This is a genomic window from Pseudomonas guineae (genome assembly GCF_900113745.1).
GTDB lineage: Bacteria > Pseudomonadota > Gammaproteobacteria > Pseudomonadales > Pseudomonadaceae > Aquipseudomonas > Aquipseudomonas guineae.
The window spans coordinates 128,545-143,909 of sequence record NZ_FOQL01000006.1 but is presented as its reverse complement, the minus strand read 5'-3'; the positions used below and the strand labels follow the sequence as shown (position 1 = coordinate 143,909).

The window sequence follows — 15,365 nt, the reverse complement described above, 5'->3', positions numbered from 1 at the left end:
GCACATGGACCTGAATCATTACCGCATGAACTGGAATTACCCCACCTCCGTGCGCGTCGGTGCCGGTCGTATCAGTGAACTGGCCGCCGCTTGCCGGCAGTTGGGCATGCAGGCGCCGCTGCTGGTGACCGACCCCGGTCTGGCCGCCTTGCCGATGATCGACAAGGTGATGCAGCACTGCCGCGATGATGGCCTCAAGGCCGGCTTGTTTCACGGCATTAAGGGCAACCCTACTGGCGGCAACGTGATGGATGGGGTGGCGGCGTTCAAGGCCGGTGGGCATGACGGGGTGATCGCCTTTGGCGGCGGCTCGGCGCTGGATGCCGGCAAAGCCATCGCCTTGATGGTTGGGCAGAATCGTCCGCTGTGGGATTTTGAAGACATTGGTGACAACTGCGAGCGCGTCAATGTAGCCGGCATGGCCCCGGTGGTGGCGGTGCCGACCACTGCCGGTACCGGCTCAGAAGTCGGCCGCGCCTCGGTGATCACCGATGATGCGGCGCATATCAAACGGATTATCTTCCATGCGCGCATGTTGCCGGCGCTGGTAATTCTTGATCCGGAACTGACTGTCGGCCTGCCCGCCAAGATCACCGCCGCTACGGGTATGGACGCGCTGTCGCATAACCTTGAAGCCTTTTGCTCGCCGTTGTTTCACCCCATGGCTGAAGGCATTGCGCTGGAGGGCATGCGTCTGGTGCAGGAGTACCTGCCACGGGCCGTGGCCCAAGGCGCGGATGTCGAAGCGCGGTTGCAGATGCTAGTGGCCTCGAGCATGGGCGCCACCGCGTTTCAGCGCGGCTTGGGCGCCATGCATGCGCTGGCGCACCCGCTCGGCGCGCTGTATGACGCGCATCATGGTCTGCTCAATGCGGTGCTGATGCCGTATGTGTTGATGGCCAACCGCGAACGTATCGAGCCGCAGATGGAAAAAATGGCGCGTTACCTGAACCTGGCTCAGCCCGGTTTCAGCGGTGTGCTGGAGTGGGTGATGGCGCTGCGTGAGCAGGTCGGTATCCCGCATCGGCTGGGCGAAATCGGCATTGACGATAAGCGCATCGAACAGGTCGGGCAGATGGCTGAAGTTGACCCTTCCGCCGGCACCAATCCGATTGTCTTCACGGCGGCTCAATACAGCGAACTGTTTGAGAAAGCCCTGCGCGGCACGCTTTAAGCTGTCGCTTTAACACGGCCGGCCATTTATAGGGCCGGCTTTGAGTGGCTGGTAGTTAATCGATACATGACCCGCCGGTTCTTCGCTTGCGCTGCCTGCGCGCGACTCCTTATAGTCCGCCGGCACTTAAGCGCCCGGCTTGCGTCTGTAGTGGCTGCAAGCAGGGCCTGTTACCGCAACGGTGAGAGGCCATGATCGAAATAACTCAGCTAACCAAGCATTTTGCCCAGCACACTGCCGTGGATAACCTATCTTTCAGCGTTAAGCCCGGCGAAGTCCTCGGCTTTCTCGGCCCCAACGGCGCCGGTAAATCCACCACCATGAAGATGCTCACCGGCTTTTTGGCGCCGACGTCCGGCAGTGCCAGCATCCTCGGGTTCGATATCCAGAAAGACACCCTCAAAGCGCAGCAGCAGATCGGTTACCTGCCCGAAGGCGCGCCCTGCTACGGCGACATGACGGTGCGCAGCTTCCTCGAGTTTATTGCCGAGATACGCGGCTTCAAGGGCGTAGAAAAGCGTGCGCGGGTGACTAAAGCCGTGACCCAAGTTGAGCTTGAAACGGTGCTGGAGCAGAGCATCGAAACCCTGTCCAAGGGCTTCAAGCGTCGTGTCGGCCTGGCTCAGGCGATTCTGCATGACCCCAAGGTGCTGATCCTCGACGAGCCCACCGACGGCCTCGACCCGAACCAGAAGCATCAGGTGCGCAAGCTGATTCAGAGCTTGGCCCACGACAAAATCGTGATCATTTCCACCCACATCCTCGAAGAAGTTTCGGCGGTGTGCACCCGCGCTGTGGTGATCGCCCACGGCAAGCTGCTGGCCGATGGCACGCCGCTGGCGCTGGAAAGCCGCTCGCGCTATCACCAAGCGGTGACCCTGGTGGCTGAAGAGCCGCTGGATAAAGACGCGCTGGCGGCACTGCCGGGCGTTGCCGGGGTGGAAGAAAACGCCTTGGAACACAGCCTGAGTATTCTGGCCAAGCCGGGCGAAGTGATCTTCGCGCAGGTCAATGCGCTGATCGCTGAACGTGGTTGGAAAGTGCGTGAGCTAAATGTCGAACGCGGTCGCCTGGATGAAGTGTTCCGCAGCCTGACCCGTGGAGAGAGCGTATGACCAAGCTACCGGTGATTTTCAAGCGCGAGCTGGCGAGCTACTTCGCCACGCCGCTGGCGTACGTGTTTATCCTGATTTTTCTGGTGCTGTCTGGGGTGTTCACCTTCTACCTCGGTGGCTTCTTTGAAAGCGGCCAGGCCAGCCTCGCGCCGTTCTTTAATTTCCATCCGTGGCTCTACTTGTTTCTGGTGCCGGCAATTGCCATGCGCCTGTGGGCCGAAGAGCGTAAGAGCGGCACCATCGAGTTGCTGATGACTCTGCCGATCACCCGTTTCGACGCGGTCACCGGCAAGTTCTTGGCCGCCTGGGTATTCGCCGGCCTGGCGTTGCTGCTGACCTTCCCGATGATCATCACCGTCAACTACCTGGGTGAGCCGGATAACGGCGCGATCATCACTGGCTATATCGGCAGCTGGCTGCTGGCCGGGGCTTACCTGGCCATCGGCTCGTGCATGTCGGCGCTGGCGAAGAATCAGGTGATTGCCTTCATTCTGACGGTCAGTGTGTGCTTCCTGTTTATCGTCAGCGGCTTCCCCATGGTCCTGGATGGCTTCAGCGCGTGGGCACCGCAGTGGATGATTGACGCGGTGGCCTCACTCAGCTTCCTGAGCCGTTTCGATGCGATCAGCAAGGGCGTGATTGATCTGCGCGACCTGCTGTATTTCCTCACCCTGATTGCTGCCTGGCTGGCAGCAACCGCGGTGGTTATCGACCTGAAGAAAGCAGACTGAGGACGCCCATGAAAAAGCTGATGGTTTCCAGCGCCGGGCTTGCACTCATTGCCCTGGCGTTTCTCGCGTTTAACTTGTTCGCAAGCTTTGGTCTTAGTGGCGTACGCCTGGACCTGACCGAGCAGAAGCTCTATACCCTCTCAAGCGGTACCGAACAGATTTTGGCTGACTTGGACGAGCCCATGGAGTTGAGCTTCTTTTACTCCGACACCGCCACCAAGGACCTGCCGGCCCTGCGCACCTACGCCAAGCGCGTTGAAGAAATGCTCAAGGCTTACCAGCGCGAGGCGGGCGACAAGCTCAAGCTGAGCATCATCGACCCCGAGCCGTTCTCCGAGGAAGAAGACAAAGCCGCCGAGTTCGGCCTGCAGGGCATTCCGCTGCAGCAGGGCGGTGACTCGATCTACTTCGGCTTGGCCGGCAAAAATGCCGAAGGTCAGGTGCAGGTGATCCCGTTCTTCGCCCTCGATCAGGAGGAGTTTCTCGAGTATGAGCTCAGCCGTCTGGTGCAGAGCCTGGCCAAGCCCGAGCGGCCGGTGGTGGGCGTGCTGGCTGGTTTGCAGGTCAATGGCGGCTTCGATATGGCGGCGCGTCAACCAACGCCGGCCTGGATGCTGATCGAAGAAATTCGCCAGCTGTTCCAGATCGAAAGCCTCAAGCGTGACGTCGACCTGATCCCGCAGAACGTCTCCGTGCTACTGCTGATTCACCCTAAGCAACTGCCCGAGCAGACCCTGTATGCCATCGACCAGTTCGTCCTGCGCGGCGGCAAACTGCTGACTTTCGTTGACCCGTTCAGCGAGGCCGATACTCAAGCTGAGATGCCTGGTGAAATGGTGGTCGACAAGGCCTCCGATCTGCCAGAGCTGTTCAAAGCCTGGGGCCTGCGCATGGTGCCGGATCAGGTGCTCGGTGATGGCTCCTACGCCATGTCGGTGAGCATGGGCCAGGATCAGCGCCCGGTGCGCCACGCGGCGTGGCTGAGCCTGCCGAAGAATGCCTTGGACAAAGACGACATCAGTACCGCTTCGCTGGAAACCATCACGGTAGCCACCGCAGGCATGCTCGAGCCGCTGGAAGGGGCGAAAACCCAGTTCACCCCGCTGATTCGCAGCTCGCAGTACGCCATGCCGTTTGATGTCAAACGCTTCGGCATGCTGGCCAACCCCGAAGAGCTGATTCGCGAACTGCAACCCACAGGTGAACGCTACACCTTGGCAGCGCGCATCAGTGGTCCGGCGCAGTCGGCCTTCCCTGATGGTATCGAGGGGCAGAAGGATGGCCTCAAGCAGGCGGACAATATCAATGTAATTGTCGTCGCTGATACCGACATGCTCACCGATCGCATGTGGGTGCAGGTGCAGGACTTCTTCGGCCAGCGCATTCCGCAGCCGTGGGCGGATAACGCCGGTTTTGCGATCAACGCCCTGGATAACCTGGCTGGCTCTGAAGCGCTGATCAGCGTGCGTTCGCGCGGTCGCTTCACCCGGCCGTTCGAGGTGGTGGATGCCATCCAGCGTGAGGCCGAGGTCAAGTTCCGCGAGAAGGAGCAGGCCCTGCAGGCGCAGTTGGCGGATACCGAGCAAAAGCTGGCGCAGCTGCAGCAGAGCGACGATCCGAGCAAAGTCATGGAGCTAACGCCCGAGCAGCAGGCGGCGGTGCAGCAGTTTGTGCAGCAGAAGCTGGCCATCCGTAAGGAGCTGCGCAACGTGCGCTACCAACTCAACGCCGATATTGAAGCCCTGGGCGGCACGCTCAAGTTCCTCAATATTGCCCTGGTGCCGTTGTTACTCACCCTGGCTGTGCTGGCGATGTGGTTGTGGCGTCGACGCCGTCACGGCTGATTTTGTCTGCACCTGCAAAGGGCCGCTTAATGCGGCCCTTTGTTTTTATCGACACAGGGGCGTGATGCTCTTGTAGGAGCGGGCTTGCCCGCGATCAACGCCATAAAGCATCGCGGCCAAGGCCGCTCCTACAGGTCCTGCGGCGCACGTCAAAAACCGTAACTCGCGACATAATGCCCCGCGCCATTGCGCCAAGCGGATCGCCGTGACCGGTCTAAGCAGTCCTGTTCCCTGTTTGAGGATTATTAGATGCCCACCATTCGGGTCAAAATATTCGAAGGCCGTTCTGACGAGATCAAGCGCGAGTACGCCAAAGCCCTAACCGACGCCTCGACTAAGGTGCTCGTTTGCGAGGCTGGTACGGTCGATGTGATCTTCGAGGACATAAAGAAAAGCGATTGGGCCACCGGCGGCGTGCTCTGGTCTGAGCGCGACTAGCGGACATCACCCTCATCTTAGAATAGGTTGAGCGCAGCGCTACCCATGCTGTTCCGTCGCGGTGATAGGTTACGCCGTGCCGCGACCAACCCATCCTACGGTTCTGCAAAACACCCTCGGTCGTTTTCTTGCGGCCAAATCTGCGACAATCGCCGTCCTCATGCCCTTCCCCTTGACCCCACCCCGCGATTACCTGATGACCGATGCCACGCCCGCTTTTGACCAGCTGCTGAAAAATCTCGACCAGACTCTGCTCGGCGATCGTCATCGCCTGCGCCGACAGTTGCATGAGCTGCGCAAGCAGAGCCCGGTGGACGAGGCCAAGCTGGCGCAGTGGCTGCAGCGCTTTGAGGCCTCAGTGGCCAAGGTAGAAGCGCGCAGGCTGAGTGTGCCGGCAATGCGTTACGACGACGCGCTGCCGATTGCCGCCAAGCGCGATGAAATCAAGGCCGCCATCGCTGCGCATCAGGTGGTGGTGATCGCCGGCGAAACCGGTTCGGGCAAAACCACCCAGTTGCCGAAGATCTGTTTGGAATTGGGTCGTGGCGTGCACGGGCTGATCGGTCATACCCAGCCTCGCCGCTTGGCCGCACGCAGCGTGGCCACGCGGGTGGCCGAAGAGATCGGCACGCCGCTGGGCGAGTTGGTCGGTTATCAGGTGCGTTTCGAGGACCAAAGCAACGAGCGCAGCCTGATCAAGCTGATGACCGACGGTATCCTGCTGGCCGAGACCCAGCACGATCGCTACCTGGAAAAGTACGACACGATCATCGTCGACGAGGCCCACGAACGCAGCCTGAATATCGACTTTTTGCTGGGCTTTTTGAAAACTCTGCTGGTGCGTCGCCCCGACCTCAAGCTGATCATCACCTCGGCCACTATCGATCTGCAGCGTTTCTCCGAGCACTTTGACGGCGCGCCGATTGTTGAAGTGTCTGGGCGCACCTTCCCAGTGGACACCTGGTACCGGCCGTTGGCTGCCGAGCAGGATGAGGAGGGCAACCGGGTCGAAGAAGACCTCTCGGTTGATCAGGCGATTCTCGCCACACTCGATGAAATCAGCGCCTTCGAGAAAGCCGAAGGCAAGCGCCCCGGCGATGTGCTGGTGTTCCTGCCCGGTGAGCGCGAGATTCGCGACGCCGCCGAGGTGCTGCGCAAGGCCAATCTGCGTATGACCGAAGTGCTGCCGTTGTATGCACGGTTGACCCCGGCCGAGCAGCAGAAGATTTTTGCGCCCATGGGCGCACGCAAGATTGTCCTGGCCACCAACGTCGCGGAAACCTCGCTGACCGTGCCGGGTATCCGCTACGTGATCGACTCCGGTACCGCGCGCATCAGCCGCTACAGCTACCGCGCCAAGGTGCAGCGCCTGCCTATCGAGGCTATCAGCCAGGCCAGCGCCAACCAGCGCAAAGGCCGCTGCGGTCGGGTTGAACCGGGTATCTGCATCCGCCTGTTCAGTGAAGAGGATTTCACCGGTCGCCCAGCTTTTACCGATCCGGAAATTCTGCGCACCAACCTAGCGGCGGTCATTCTGCAGATGCTGCATCTGCGCTTGGGCGAGATCGAGGCGTTTCCGTTTATTGAACCGCCGGATGGCAAGGCCATCAGCGACGGCTTCAATTTATTGCAGGAACTCTCAGCGGTCAGCCGCGAGGGCCAGCTCACCCCATTGGGCCGCCAATTGGCGCGCTTGCCGGTGGATCCGCGCCTGGGCCGTATGGTGTTGGAAGGGGCCAAACAGGGCAGCCTGGAAGAAATCCTGATCATCGCCAGTGCGCTGTCGGTGCAGGATGTGCGTGAGCGCCCGTCTGATCGCCAGCAAGCTGCCGACCAGGCTCATGCACAGTGGAAAGATGTTGATTCCGACTTTGCTGCACTGATCAACATCTGGCGCGGTTTCGAGGAGCAGCGTCAAGCGCTGGGCTCGGGCGCGCTGCGCAGCTGGTGCCGGAAGAACTTTCTCAACTATCTGCGCCTGCGTGAATGGCGTGATTCCCACCGCCAGTTGGTGCTGATTACCCGTGATCTGCAATTAGGTAAACCTACCAGCGAAGCGGGTAGGGGCGATCCGCGCGCTAAAGAGCAGGCACCGACTAGCCAAGACCGCCGGAATGCCGGACCACTGCTCTCGGCCGCCCAGAAAGAAAAAGAACTGGCCGAAAAAGATCAGGCCGCGCAACGGGCCAAAGGCTACGCCGCGGTGCACAAGGCGATTCTCGCCGGCTTGCTCAGTCAGATTGGCCATAAAACCGAAGAGGGCGACTTCCTCGGTGCCCGCCAGCGGCGCTTCTGGGTGCACCCGTCCTCGGTGATTGGCCGGAAGAAACCTAACTGGTTGATGGCCAGTGAGCTGGTGGAAACCACCAAGTTGTTCGCCCGTATGGTGGCCAAAATCGAACCGGACTGGATCGAGCCATTGGCTGGTCACCTGATCAAGAAAAATCACTTGGAGCCGCACTGGGAGAAGAAGCGCGGCCAGGTCGTGGCCTACGAGCAGATCAGCCTCTACGGCATGATTGTGGTCGGTCGCCGCGCTGTGCATTTCGGCCCGATTGAGCCGGTGGTGTCGCGTGAACTGTTTATCCGCGAAGGTCTGGTGGGCGGCGAAATGCACAGCCGCGCTAAGTGCCTCAGCGCTAACCGCCAGCTATTGGAAAAGCTTGATGAGTTAGAAGCCAAGGCTCGGCGCCGCGACATCTTGGCCGATGAAGAAACCCTTTATGCCTACTACGAGGCGCGTCTGCCGGCCACTATTTATCAGACGGCGACCTTCGACAGTTGGTACAAAAGCGAAAGCGTGAAAAACCCGCAGCTGCTGATCATGCGCGAAGAAGACGTGCTCGCGCGCGACGCGAAAGAAGTCACCGCAGCGCAGTACCCGGACATCCTGCACCTGGGTGAGTTGAGCCTGCCGCTGAGCTATCACTTCGAGCCCAATCACCCGCGTGATGGCGTGACCCTGCGCGTGCCGGCGCCGCTGTTGCCGCAATTGCCGCCTGAGCGGCTGCAGTGGCTGGTGCCGGGCTTGCTAGAGGCCAAGTGCATGGCCCTGGTGCGCGGTTTACCCAAGGCGCTGCGCAAGAACTTCGTGCCAGTACCGGACTTTGTCGGCGCGGCGCTGGGTAAGCTCAGTTTTGCCGACGGTAGCCTGCCCGAGGCTCTGGGCCGCGAGCTGACGCGCATGACCGGTACGCGCGTCAGCGTCGAAGCTTGGGTCGAGTCCGCCGCGCAGCTGGAAGGCCACTTGCGGATGAACATCGAAGTGGTCGACAACCAGGGTAAACCCTTGGGCGAAGGTCGCGACTTAGCCGAGCTGACCGCACGCTTCACCGAGGCGACTCAAGCCGGCTTGGCCCTGCCGAAAACCGCCAAGAGCCAGCAGCCGGTTGAAGCCAAAGTATTTAGCGAAGTGGCCGCCAAGACTCAGCAGCAGGTCGCTGGTCTGTCCATGACCGTCTACCCGGCGTTGGTAGAAGAGGCGGGCGTGGTTAAAGAGGGGCGCTTCCCGACCCTGGCCGAAGCCGAGTTCCAGCACCGCCGCGCACTGCAACGCCTGCTGCTGCAGCAACTGGCAGAGCCGGCTAAGTTTCTGCGCAACAAATTGCCGGGGCTGACCGAGCTGGCGTTGCTCTACCGCGAGTTGGGCCGTGTCGATGCGCTGGTCGAAGACATCCTGCTGGCCAGCCTCGACAGCTGCGTTCTGGAAGGCAGTGAGCCGTTACCACGTGACGGTGCCGGTTTGGCGGCGCTAGCCGAGCGTAAGCGTGGCGACTGGACCAGCCACGCCGAACGTCTAGCCAAACTGACGTTGGAAATTCTCAAACTCTGGCACGGCCTACAGAAACGCTTCAAAGGCAAAATCGACCTGGCCCAGGCCATGGCGTTGAATGACATCAAGCAGCAGCTGAGCAATCTGGTGTACCCCGGGTTTGTCCGTGAAACCCCAGCGCAGTGGCTCAAGGAAGCGCCGCGCTACCTCAGGGCCATTGAGCAGCGCCTTGACAAAATTGCCGGCCAAGTGCAGCGCGATCGGGTGTGGAGCGGCGAGCTGGCCGGTTACTGGGAGCAATATCAGGCGCGCCTGGGCAAGCACAGTCAGGAAGGTAAGCGCGATGCGCAGCTCACGCTGTACCGCTGGTTGCTGGAGGAGTACCGCGTGTCGTTATTCGCCCAACAACTGGGCACCAAACTACCGGTATCGGACAAGCGTCTGAGCAAGCAGTGGAGTGGTGTGGAAGGCTAAGTGGCAGGTGATGTGAGTCACCTCCATGCGCTTCATAGGCTGCTAGACTCGGTCTTCCTATTTCCCTGCATGAGTCGCCATCTTGACTGCAGCCTTTGCGCGTCTGTGGGCATTTCCCCGTCAGTTTTTGTTCGTGTGGCTATTGCTGGCGTTACTGCCGGCTTTGGCCTCCGCAACCTGTCATAAAACCCTGCGCTGGGCTGATGACCCACCCTTTAGCATGCAGGCTGAAGATGGCTCGGTGGTCGGCATTTATGTCGATGCTAATCGAGAGGTGCTGCAGCGCTTGGGGTGTCAGGTGCAGTTACGTAAGCTGCCTTGGGCACGCGCGCTTCGAGAGCTTAAAATTGGCCGGCTGGATATCTTACCTGGAGCCTTCAAACGACCCGAGCGCGAGCACTATGCGTACTTCTCCGGCACCATTTTGCCGCCTTCGCGCAATATTCTGTTTATGCACAAAGAGGCGCTGACGCGCTGGCCGGTTAGCCAGTTGCTGGCGCTACAAAACACTGACTTTCGTTTGGGCGCGCAGATCAATGTCTCCTACGGCGCTGACTTTGAGCTTTTGATGCGCGATCAGGCCACGGCTTCTCGGGTGTTTATGTCGGCTAATCGGCTCAATTTGTGGGGCATGGTGGCTAAGCGGCGGATCGACGGTGTAATTGCCGATGAAAATACCGGTGCTTACGAAATTCACCAACTGGGGCTGGAGGCTGAGATACAACCTTCTACTGTCGTGGTGTCTAGCGCTGCCGCGGAAGTTGCGTTTAGCAAGATAACCAACGATCAAGCTTTTGTTCAGGCTTACGCCAAGGCGCAGCGTGAACTGGTGGCAGATGGCAGTTATCAGCGGATCGTAAAGCGCTATGTCTTGCCCTAAGCGTTGAGCCTACGCCGCCAAGAAGCTTCTGCCCCTGCAGGTTTAGTCTTAGCCGCGAGCTGCAGCGCTACCATGTACCTGCCGCTTTGCTGTGGTTAGCGGTAGCTGATGCCGGTTGCAGCGGTGCTGATGCGTGTGCCGGCGCCGCCGTTAACAATGGCTTCAATGTCGGCCAAAGAGCCGATTACCGCGACTTTGCCGGTGTTACGCGCAAACTCACAGGCGGCCTGAACTTTCGGCCCCATGGAGCCGGCGGCAAAACTGATTTTCTCCAGCGCGTCCGGGTGGGCACAGGCCACCGCTTTTTGCGTCGGCTGGCCCCAGTCGATAAACACGGCGTTAACGTCAGTGGCGATGACCAGTAAGTCGCCCTCCAGTTGCTCCGCCAGCAGTGCGCTGCAGAGGTCTTTATCGATCACCGCTTCGACGCCTTGCAGCTTGCCATCTTTGTACTGGGTTGGAATACCGCCACCACCGGCGCAGATCACGATGGTGCCTTTATCCAACAGCCACTTAATTGGGCGGATTTCAAAAATTTGTTTGGGCCGAGGGCTGGCCACGACCCGGCGAAACTTGTCGCCGTCGGCGGCGATGTTCCAGCCTTTTTCTTTTGCTAAACGCTGCGCATCTTGCTGGCTGTAAACCGGGCCAATCGGCTTGCTGGGGTTGGCGAACGCCGGATCGTTAGGGTCGACTTCTACCTGTGTGAGCAAGGTGGCGAACGGCACGTCGAATGGCAGCAGATTGCCCAGTTCCTGCTCGATTATGTAGCCGATCATGCCTTCGGTTTCTGCGCCGAGAACATCCAGAGGGTAGGGGTTGACCGAGGTGTAAGCCGCTGCTTGCAGGGCCAATAGGCCGACCTGCGGACCATTACCGTGAGCAATGACCAGCTGGTTGCCGGCGGCGATTTTAGCGATTTGTTCGGTGGCAATGCGCACGTTGCTGCGTTGATTGTCAGCCGTCATGGGTTCACCACGGCGTAAAAGAGCGTTTCCGCCGAGGGCGATGACGATGCGCATATCCACTGTTCCTTAGAGGTTGGCGAGGGTCGAAACCAAAATTGCCTTGATCGTGTGCATGCGGTTTTCCGCTTGCTCGAAGGCCAGGTTGGCGGGCGACTCAAATACGTCCTCAGTCACTTCTACACCGTTGGCCAGGTTTGGATGGCGCGAGGCAATATCTTTGCCGACCTTGGTATCGCTGTTATGAAAAGCTGGCAGGCAATGCATGAACTTGACTCGTGGGTTACCGGCCGCTTTCATCATTTTTGCGTTCACTTGGTAAGGCAGCAGCTGGGCGATGCGCTGGTCCCATGCATCAGCAGGTTCACCCATGGACACCCAAATATCGGTATGGATGAAATCGACGCCGTTAACCGCTTCTTCGGGGTCTTCCGTCAGGGTAATGCGCGCGCCGCTTTCCTCGGCAAAGCGGCGGCACTGGGCAATAAATTCTTCCGTTGGCCAGAGGGCTTTGGGTGCGCCAATTCGCACGTCCATGCCGAGTTTGGCGCCGATCATCAGCAGCGAGTTGCCCATGTTGTAGCGGGCGTCACCGAGGTAAGCGTAGCTGATTTCATGCAGTGGCTTGTCGCTGTGTTCACGCATGGTCAGCACGTCAGCAATCATTTGCGTGGGGTGAAATTCAGCCGTGAGGCCGTTAAACACGGGTACACCGGCAAACTTGGCCAGCTCTTCGACGATCTCCTGACCGAAACCACGGTACTCAATCGCGTCAAACATACGGCCAAGGACGCGAGCGGTGTCTTTCATGCTCTCTTTGTGGCCGATTTGTGAGGAGTTCGGATCGATGTACGTGACGTTGGCGCCTTGGTCGTAAGCCGCCACTTCAAACGCGCAGCGGGTGCGCGTCGAGGTTTTTTCAAAAATCAGAGCAATGTTTTTGCCTTTTAAATGCTGTTGCTCAGTACCGGTGTATTTGGCCCGTTTAAGGTCGCGGGACAGGTCCAGCAGAAAGCGCAGCTCACGTTGGGTGTGGTGCATCAGGCTGAGGAGGCTGCGGTTGTGCATGTTGAACGCCATGTTGGGTTGCCTCTGCATAAATTAAGAGCAAGTGCAGTGGCGTTGTGCGTTTTCGCAGCGCACGCCACTGTAAAAATGACTTAGTAATCGATCGGGTCGCGGATAACCGGGCAGGTCATGCAGTGGCCGCCGCCACGGCCCCGGCCAAGCTCGCTGGCGCTGATGGTGATCACTTCTACGCCGGCTTTACGCAGCAAGGTGTTGGTGTAGGTGTTGCGGTCGTAGCCGACCACCACGCCGGGCTCCAGGCACACCACGTTGTTGCCGTCGTCCCATTGCTCGCGCTCGGCTTCATAGCTGTCGCCACCGGTTTGCACCACCCGCAGCTTTTTCAGGTTGAGCGACTCGGCCACCACATCCAGAAAGGACTTTGGCTCGCGACGAATATCCATGCCGCCAGGCTGGCTTTCATCCGGGCGAATACTGAAGGCCACAATCTGGTTGACCACCGATGGGAAGATCGTCACCAGGTCGCGGTCGCAGAAGCTGAACACAGTGTCGAGGTGCATCGCGGCGCGTGATTTCGGCAGGCCGGCAACGATGACTCGCTGCACCGCGCCGGCCTTGAACAACGATTGCGCCAGTTGGCCGATGGCCTGGTGTGAGGTGCGCTCGCCCATGCCGATCAGCACCACGCCATTACCAATCGGCATGACGTCACCACCCTCTAGCGAAGCGGCACCATGCGCTTCATCCGGGTTGCCGTACCAAATCTTGAAATCAGCCTTGGTGAAGTTCGGGTGGAATTTATAAATTGCGGCCATCAGCAGGGTTTCTTGCTGCCGCGCTGGCCAATACATGGGGCTGAGTACGACGCCACCGTAAATCCAGCAGCTGTTATCCCGGGTAAATTGGGTATTCGGCAGCGGCGGCAGAATAAAACTGGATGCGCCGAGGAACTCGCTAAACATCTTGGCGATTTCACTGCCGCCGCCCGCCGTGAGTTCTGCAATGGAGACGCCGCCAATCAAGTATTCGGCGAGCTTGCGCGGCTCCTGAGCTTCCAGCCAGCTGCGCAATTCGTTACCCAAGCCGAGGCCTACTTGGTTGACCGAGGTTTTACGATCGAGAATCCACTGCAATGCGTCAGGGTTTTGCACCACGTCGGTCAGCAGGTTGTGCATTTCCAGTACATCGATATTGCGTTCGCGCATTTTGCTGACGAAGTCGAAGTGATCACGTTTGGCTTGGCTGACCCAGAGAACGTCATCAAATAGCAGCTCATCGCAATTGTTCGGGGTTAGACGTAAGTGTGCCAAACCGGGTGAGCAGACGATCACTTGCTGCAGTTTGCCGACTTCTGAGTGAACGCCGAGTTTTACTGTGTTCATGTCTAACCTCTATTAGATAGCAAGGAAGCCGGCATACAGGCCATAGGCTGCAAATAAGGCGCCGAGCAGAACCGCTGCGAAAATGAGTTTTTCGATGTGGGTAAACACCGGCTCGCCCATTTCTGACTTGGCTTTAGCGAAGAGGATTGCGCCAGGGGCGTAGAGCAGTGCGGACAACAGCAGGTACTGCACGCCACCGGCATACAACAACCAAACGGCATAAAGAGTGGCCACCGCGGCAATCACCAGGTCCTTGTTGCGATCGGCCGGGTCAGTCTCGTAGCTTTCGCCACGCACGGTCAGCAACAAGGCATAGGCGGCGGACCAGAAGTACGGCACCAGAATCATTGAAGTGGCCAGGTACAGCAGCTTTAGGTAAGTCGCATCGTTAAACAGCGTGATGATCAAGAACACTTGGATCATCAGGTTCGATAGGAACAGAGCGTTAACGGGGACTTTTTTTGCGTTTTCTTTGCGCAAGAACGCCGGCATGGTGTGGTCGCTAGCACTGGAGAACAGAATCTCAGCGCACAGCAGGGTCCAGGACAGCAGCGCACCGGCCAGCGAAACAATTAGCCCAACGCTAATCAAAATCGCGCCCCACGGGCCCACGACATGCTCCAGCACCCCGGCCATGGAGGGGTTCTTCAGACCGGCCAACTCTGGCTGGTTCATGATGCCCATCGACAACATGTTGACCATCACCAGCAACAACAGCACACCGACGAAGCCGATCACGGTGGAGGTGCCGACGTCACTGCGTTTTGCAGCGCGGGCGGAGAAGATGCTCGCACCTTCGATGCCGATAAATACCCAGACGGTGACCAACATCATGTTGCGGACTTGGTCCATCACGCTGCCCAGCTCAAGATTACCTTTACCCCAGAAATCCGTGGTGAACAGGTCAAGCTTGAAGTTGATGGCGGCCAGGACGATGAACATGGCGAGCGGTACGATCTTGGCGACAGTGGTTACCAAGTTGATAAACGCTGCTTCCTTGATGCCGCGCAGCACGAGCAGATGCAGCAGCCAAAGCAGAATCGAGGCACCGACGATGGCCGGTAGGGTATTGCCTTCACCAAAGAGCGGGAAGAAATAGCCGAGAGTGGCGAACAACAGCACCATGTAGCTTACGTTGCCGATCCAGGCGCTGATCCAGTAGCCCCAGGCCGAAGAAAAGCCCATGTAGTCACCGAAGCCGGCCTTGGCGTAGACGTAAACACCGCCATCGAGCTCAGGTTTGCGGTTGGCTAAAGTTTGGAAGACGAACGCCAGGGTCAGCATGCCGACCCCAGTGATCAGCCAGCCGAGCAGTGTCGCACCGGCGCTGGCGCTGGCCGCGATGTTTTGCGGTAACGAAAAAATTCCCCCGCCGATCATCGAGCCCACAACGAGGGCAACCAAGGCGCCAAGTTTGAGTTTGTGTGTTGACTCCGTCATAGCAACTCTCCGTTAAACGCTTAGTCCGGAGGCCAGTTGGCGCTTTTGCGCTGTTGTGGGTGTTGATTTGGGTCAATAAGTGCCGAGTTGGCTACTTTTAGGCGGCGTAACTGCCGTTAGG

At 59.1% G+C, this 15,365-nt stretch carries 11 protein-coding genes; 7 read left to right on the top strand and 4 right to left on the bottom strand.

The window, feature by feature from the left end; genetic code table 11:
* The first annotated feature begins 4 nt into the window (after positions 1–4).
* The 7 genes from BMZ32_RS18085 (at position 5) to BMZ32_RS18055 (ending at position 10,428) form a co-directional block, all read left to right on the top strand.
* Entirely contained in the window at positions 5–1,174 is a 1,170-nt protein-coding gene (locus BMZ32_RS18085) for an iron-containing alcohol dehydrogenase (protein ID WP_090244602.1), read from the top strand.
* A 191-nt stretch (positions 1,175–1,365) separates the two neighbouring features.
* Positions 1,366–2,289 (top strand): ABC transporter ATP-binding protein, encoded by a 924-nt coding sequence (locus BMZ32_RS18080; RefSeq protein ID WP_090244601.1) that lies wholly within the window; start codon positions 1,366–1,368, stop codon positions 2,287–2,289.
* Positions 2,286–3,020, top strand: a complete 735-nt coding sequence (locus BMZ32_RS18075; RefSeq protein ID WP_090244599.1) for an ABC transporter permease subunit — start codon at positions 2,286–2,288, stop codon at positions 3,018–3,020. The genes BMZ32_RS18080 and BMZ32_RS18075 overlap by 4 nt, the downstream gene beginning before the upstream one ends.
* Before the next feature lie 8 nt (positions 3,021–3,028).
* On the top strand, positions 3,029–4,864 hold the full coding sequence (locus BMZ32_RS18070; protein WP_090244596.1) for a GldG family protein: 1,836 nt from the start codon (positions 3,029–3,031) through the stop codon (positions 4,862–4,864).
* Between the two features lie 249 nt (positions 4,865–5,113).
* Positions 5,114–5,302 (top strand): 4-oxalocrotonate tautomerase, encoded by a 189-nt coding sequence (locus BMZ32_RS18065; protein ID WP_090244594.1) that lies wholly within the window; start codon positions 5,114–5,116, stop codon positions 5,300–5,302.
* Between the two features lie 196 nt (positions 5,303–5,498).
* A complete protein-coding gene (hrpA, locus tag BMZ32_RS18060) occupies positions 5,499–9,548 on the top strand; it encodes an ATP-dependent RNA helicase HrpA (RefSeq protein WP_090244592.1) in 4,050 nt (1,349 codons plus the stop codon).
* 82 nt (positions 9,549–9,630) lie between these two features.
* Positions 9,631–10,428, top strand: coding sequence for a substrate-binding periplasmic protein (locus tag BMZ32_RS18055; RefSeq protein ID WP_244154010.1), 798 nt, complete (start codon positions 9,631–9,633; stop codon positions 10,426–10,428).
* Between the two features lie 95 nt (positions 10,429–10,523).
* On the opposite strand, the gene arcC is transcribed toward BMZ32_RS18055, so the two are convergent.
* The 4 genes from arcC to arcD form a co-directional block, all read right to left on the bottom strand.
* The gene (gene arcC, locus BMZ32_RS18050) at positions 10,524–11,450 is read right to left on the bottom strand and encodes a carbamate kinase (protein ID WP_090244590.1); all 927 of its coding nucleotides are present in this window, start codon (positions 11,448–11,450) and stop codon (positions 10,524–10,526) included.
* Positions 11,451–11,462: 12 nt separating this feature from the next.
* Entirely contained in the window at positions 11,463–12,473 is a 1,011-nt protein-coding gene (locus BMZ32_RS18045; protein ID WP_090244588.1) for an ornithine carbamoyltransferase, read from the bottom strand.
* Positions 12,474–12,553: 80 nt separating this feature from the next.
* Positions 12,554–13,804, bottom strand: a complete 1,251-nt coding sequence (gene arcA, locus BMZ32_RS18040) for an arginine deiminase (protein ID WP_090244586.1) — start codon at positions 13,802–13,804, stop codon at positions 12,554–12,556.
* Positions 13,805–13,816: 12 nt separating this feature from the next.
* Entirely contained in the window at positions 13,817–15,244 is a 1,428-nt protein-coding gene (gene arcD / locus BMZ32_RS18035) for an arginine-ornithine antiporter (protein WP_090244584.1), read from the bottom strand.
* Positions 15,245–15,365: the final 121 nt, after the last annotated feature.

Coding starts and splice junctions, on each gene's coding strand:
- BMZ32_RS18085 (WP_090244602.1), top strand. CDS start 5: ATGGACCTGAATCATTACCGCATGAACTGGAATTACCCCACCTCCGTG.
- BMZ32_RS18080 (WP_090244601.1), top strand. CDS start 1,366: ATGATCGAAATAACTCAGCTAACCAAGCATTTTGCCCAGCACACTGCC.
- BMZ32_RS18075 (WP_090244599.1), top strand. CDS start 2,286: ATGACCAAGCTACCGGTGATTTTCAAGCGCGAGCTGGCGAGCTACTTC.
- BMZ32_RS18070 (WP_090244596.1), top strand. CDS start 3,029: ATGAAAAAGCTGATGGTTTCCAGCGCCGGGCTTGCACTCATTGCCCTG.
- BMZ32_RS18065 (WP_090244594.1), top strand. CDS start 5,114: ATGCCCACCATTCGGGTCAAAATATTCGAAGGCCGTTCTGACGAGATC.
- hrpA (WP_090244592.1), top strand. CDS start 5,499: ATGACCGATGCCACGCCCGCTTTTGACCAGCTGCTGAAAAATCTCGAC.
- arcC (WP_090244590.1), bottom strand. CDS start 11,450: ATGCGCATCGTCATCGCCCTCGGCGGAAACGCTCTTTTACGCCGTGGT.
- BMZ32_RS18045 (WP_090244588.1), bottom strand. CDS start 12,473: ATGGCGTTCAACATGCACAACCGCAGCCTCCTCAGCCTGATGCACCAC.
- arcA (WP_090244586.1), bottom strand. CDS start 13,804: ATGAACACAGTAAAACTCGGCGTTCACTCAGAAGTCGGCAAACTGCAG.
- arcD (WP_090244584.1), bottom strand. CDS start 15,244: ATGACGGAGTCAACACACAAACTCAAACTTGGCGCCTTGGTTGCCCTC.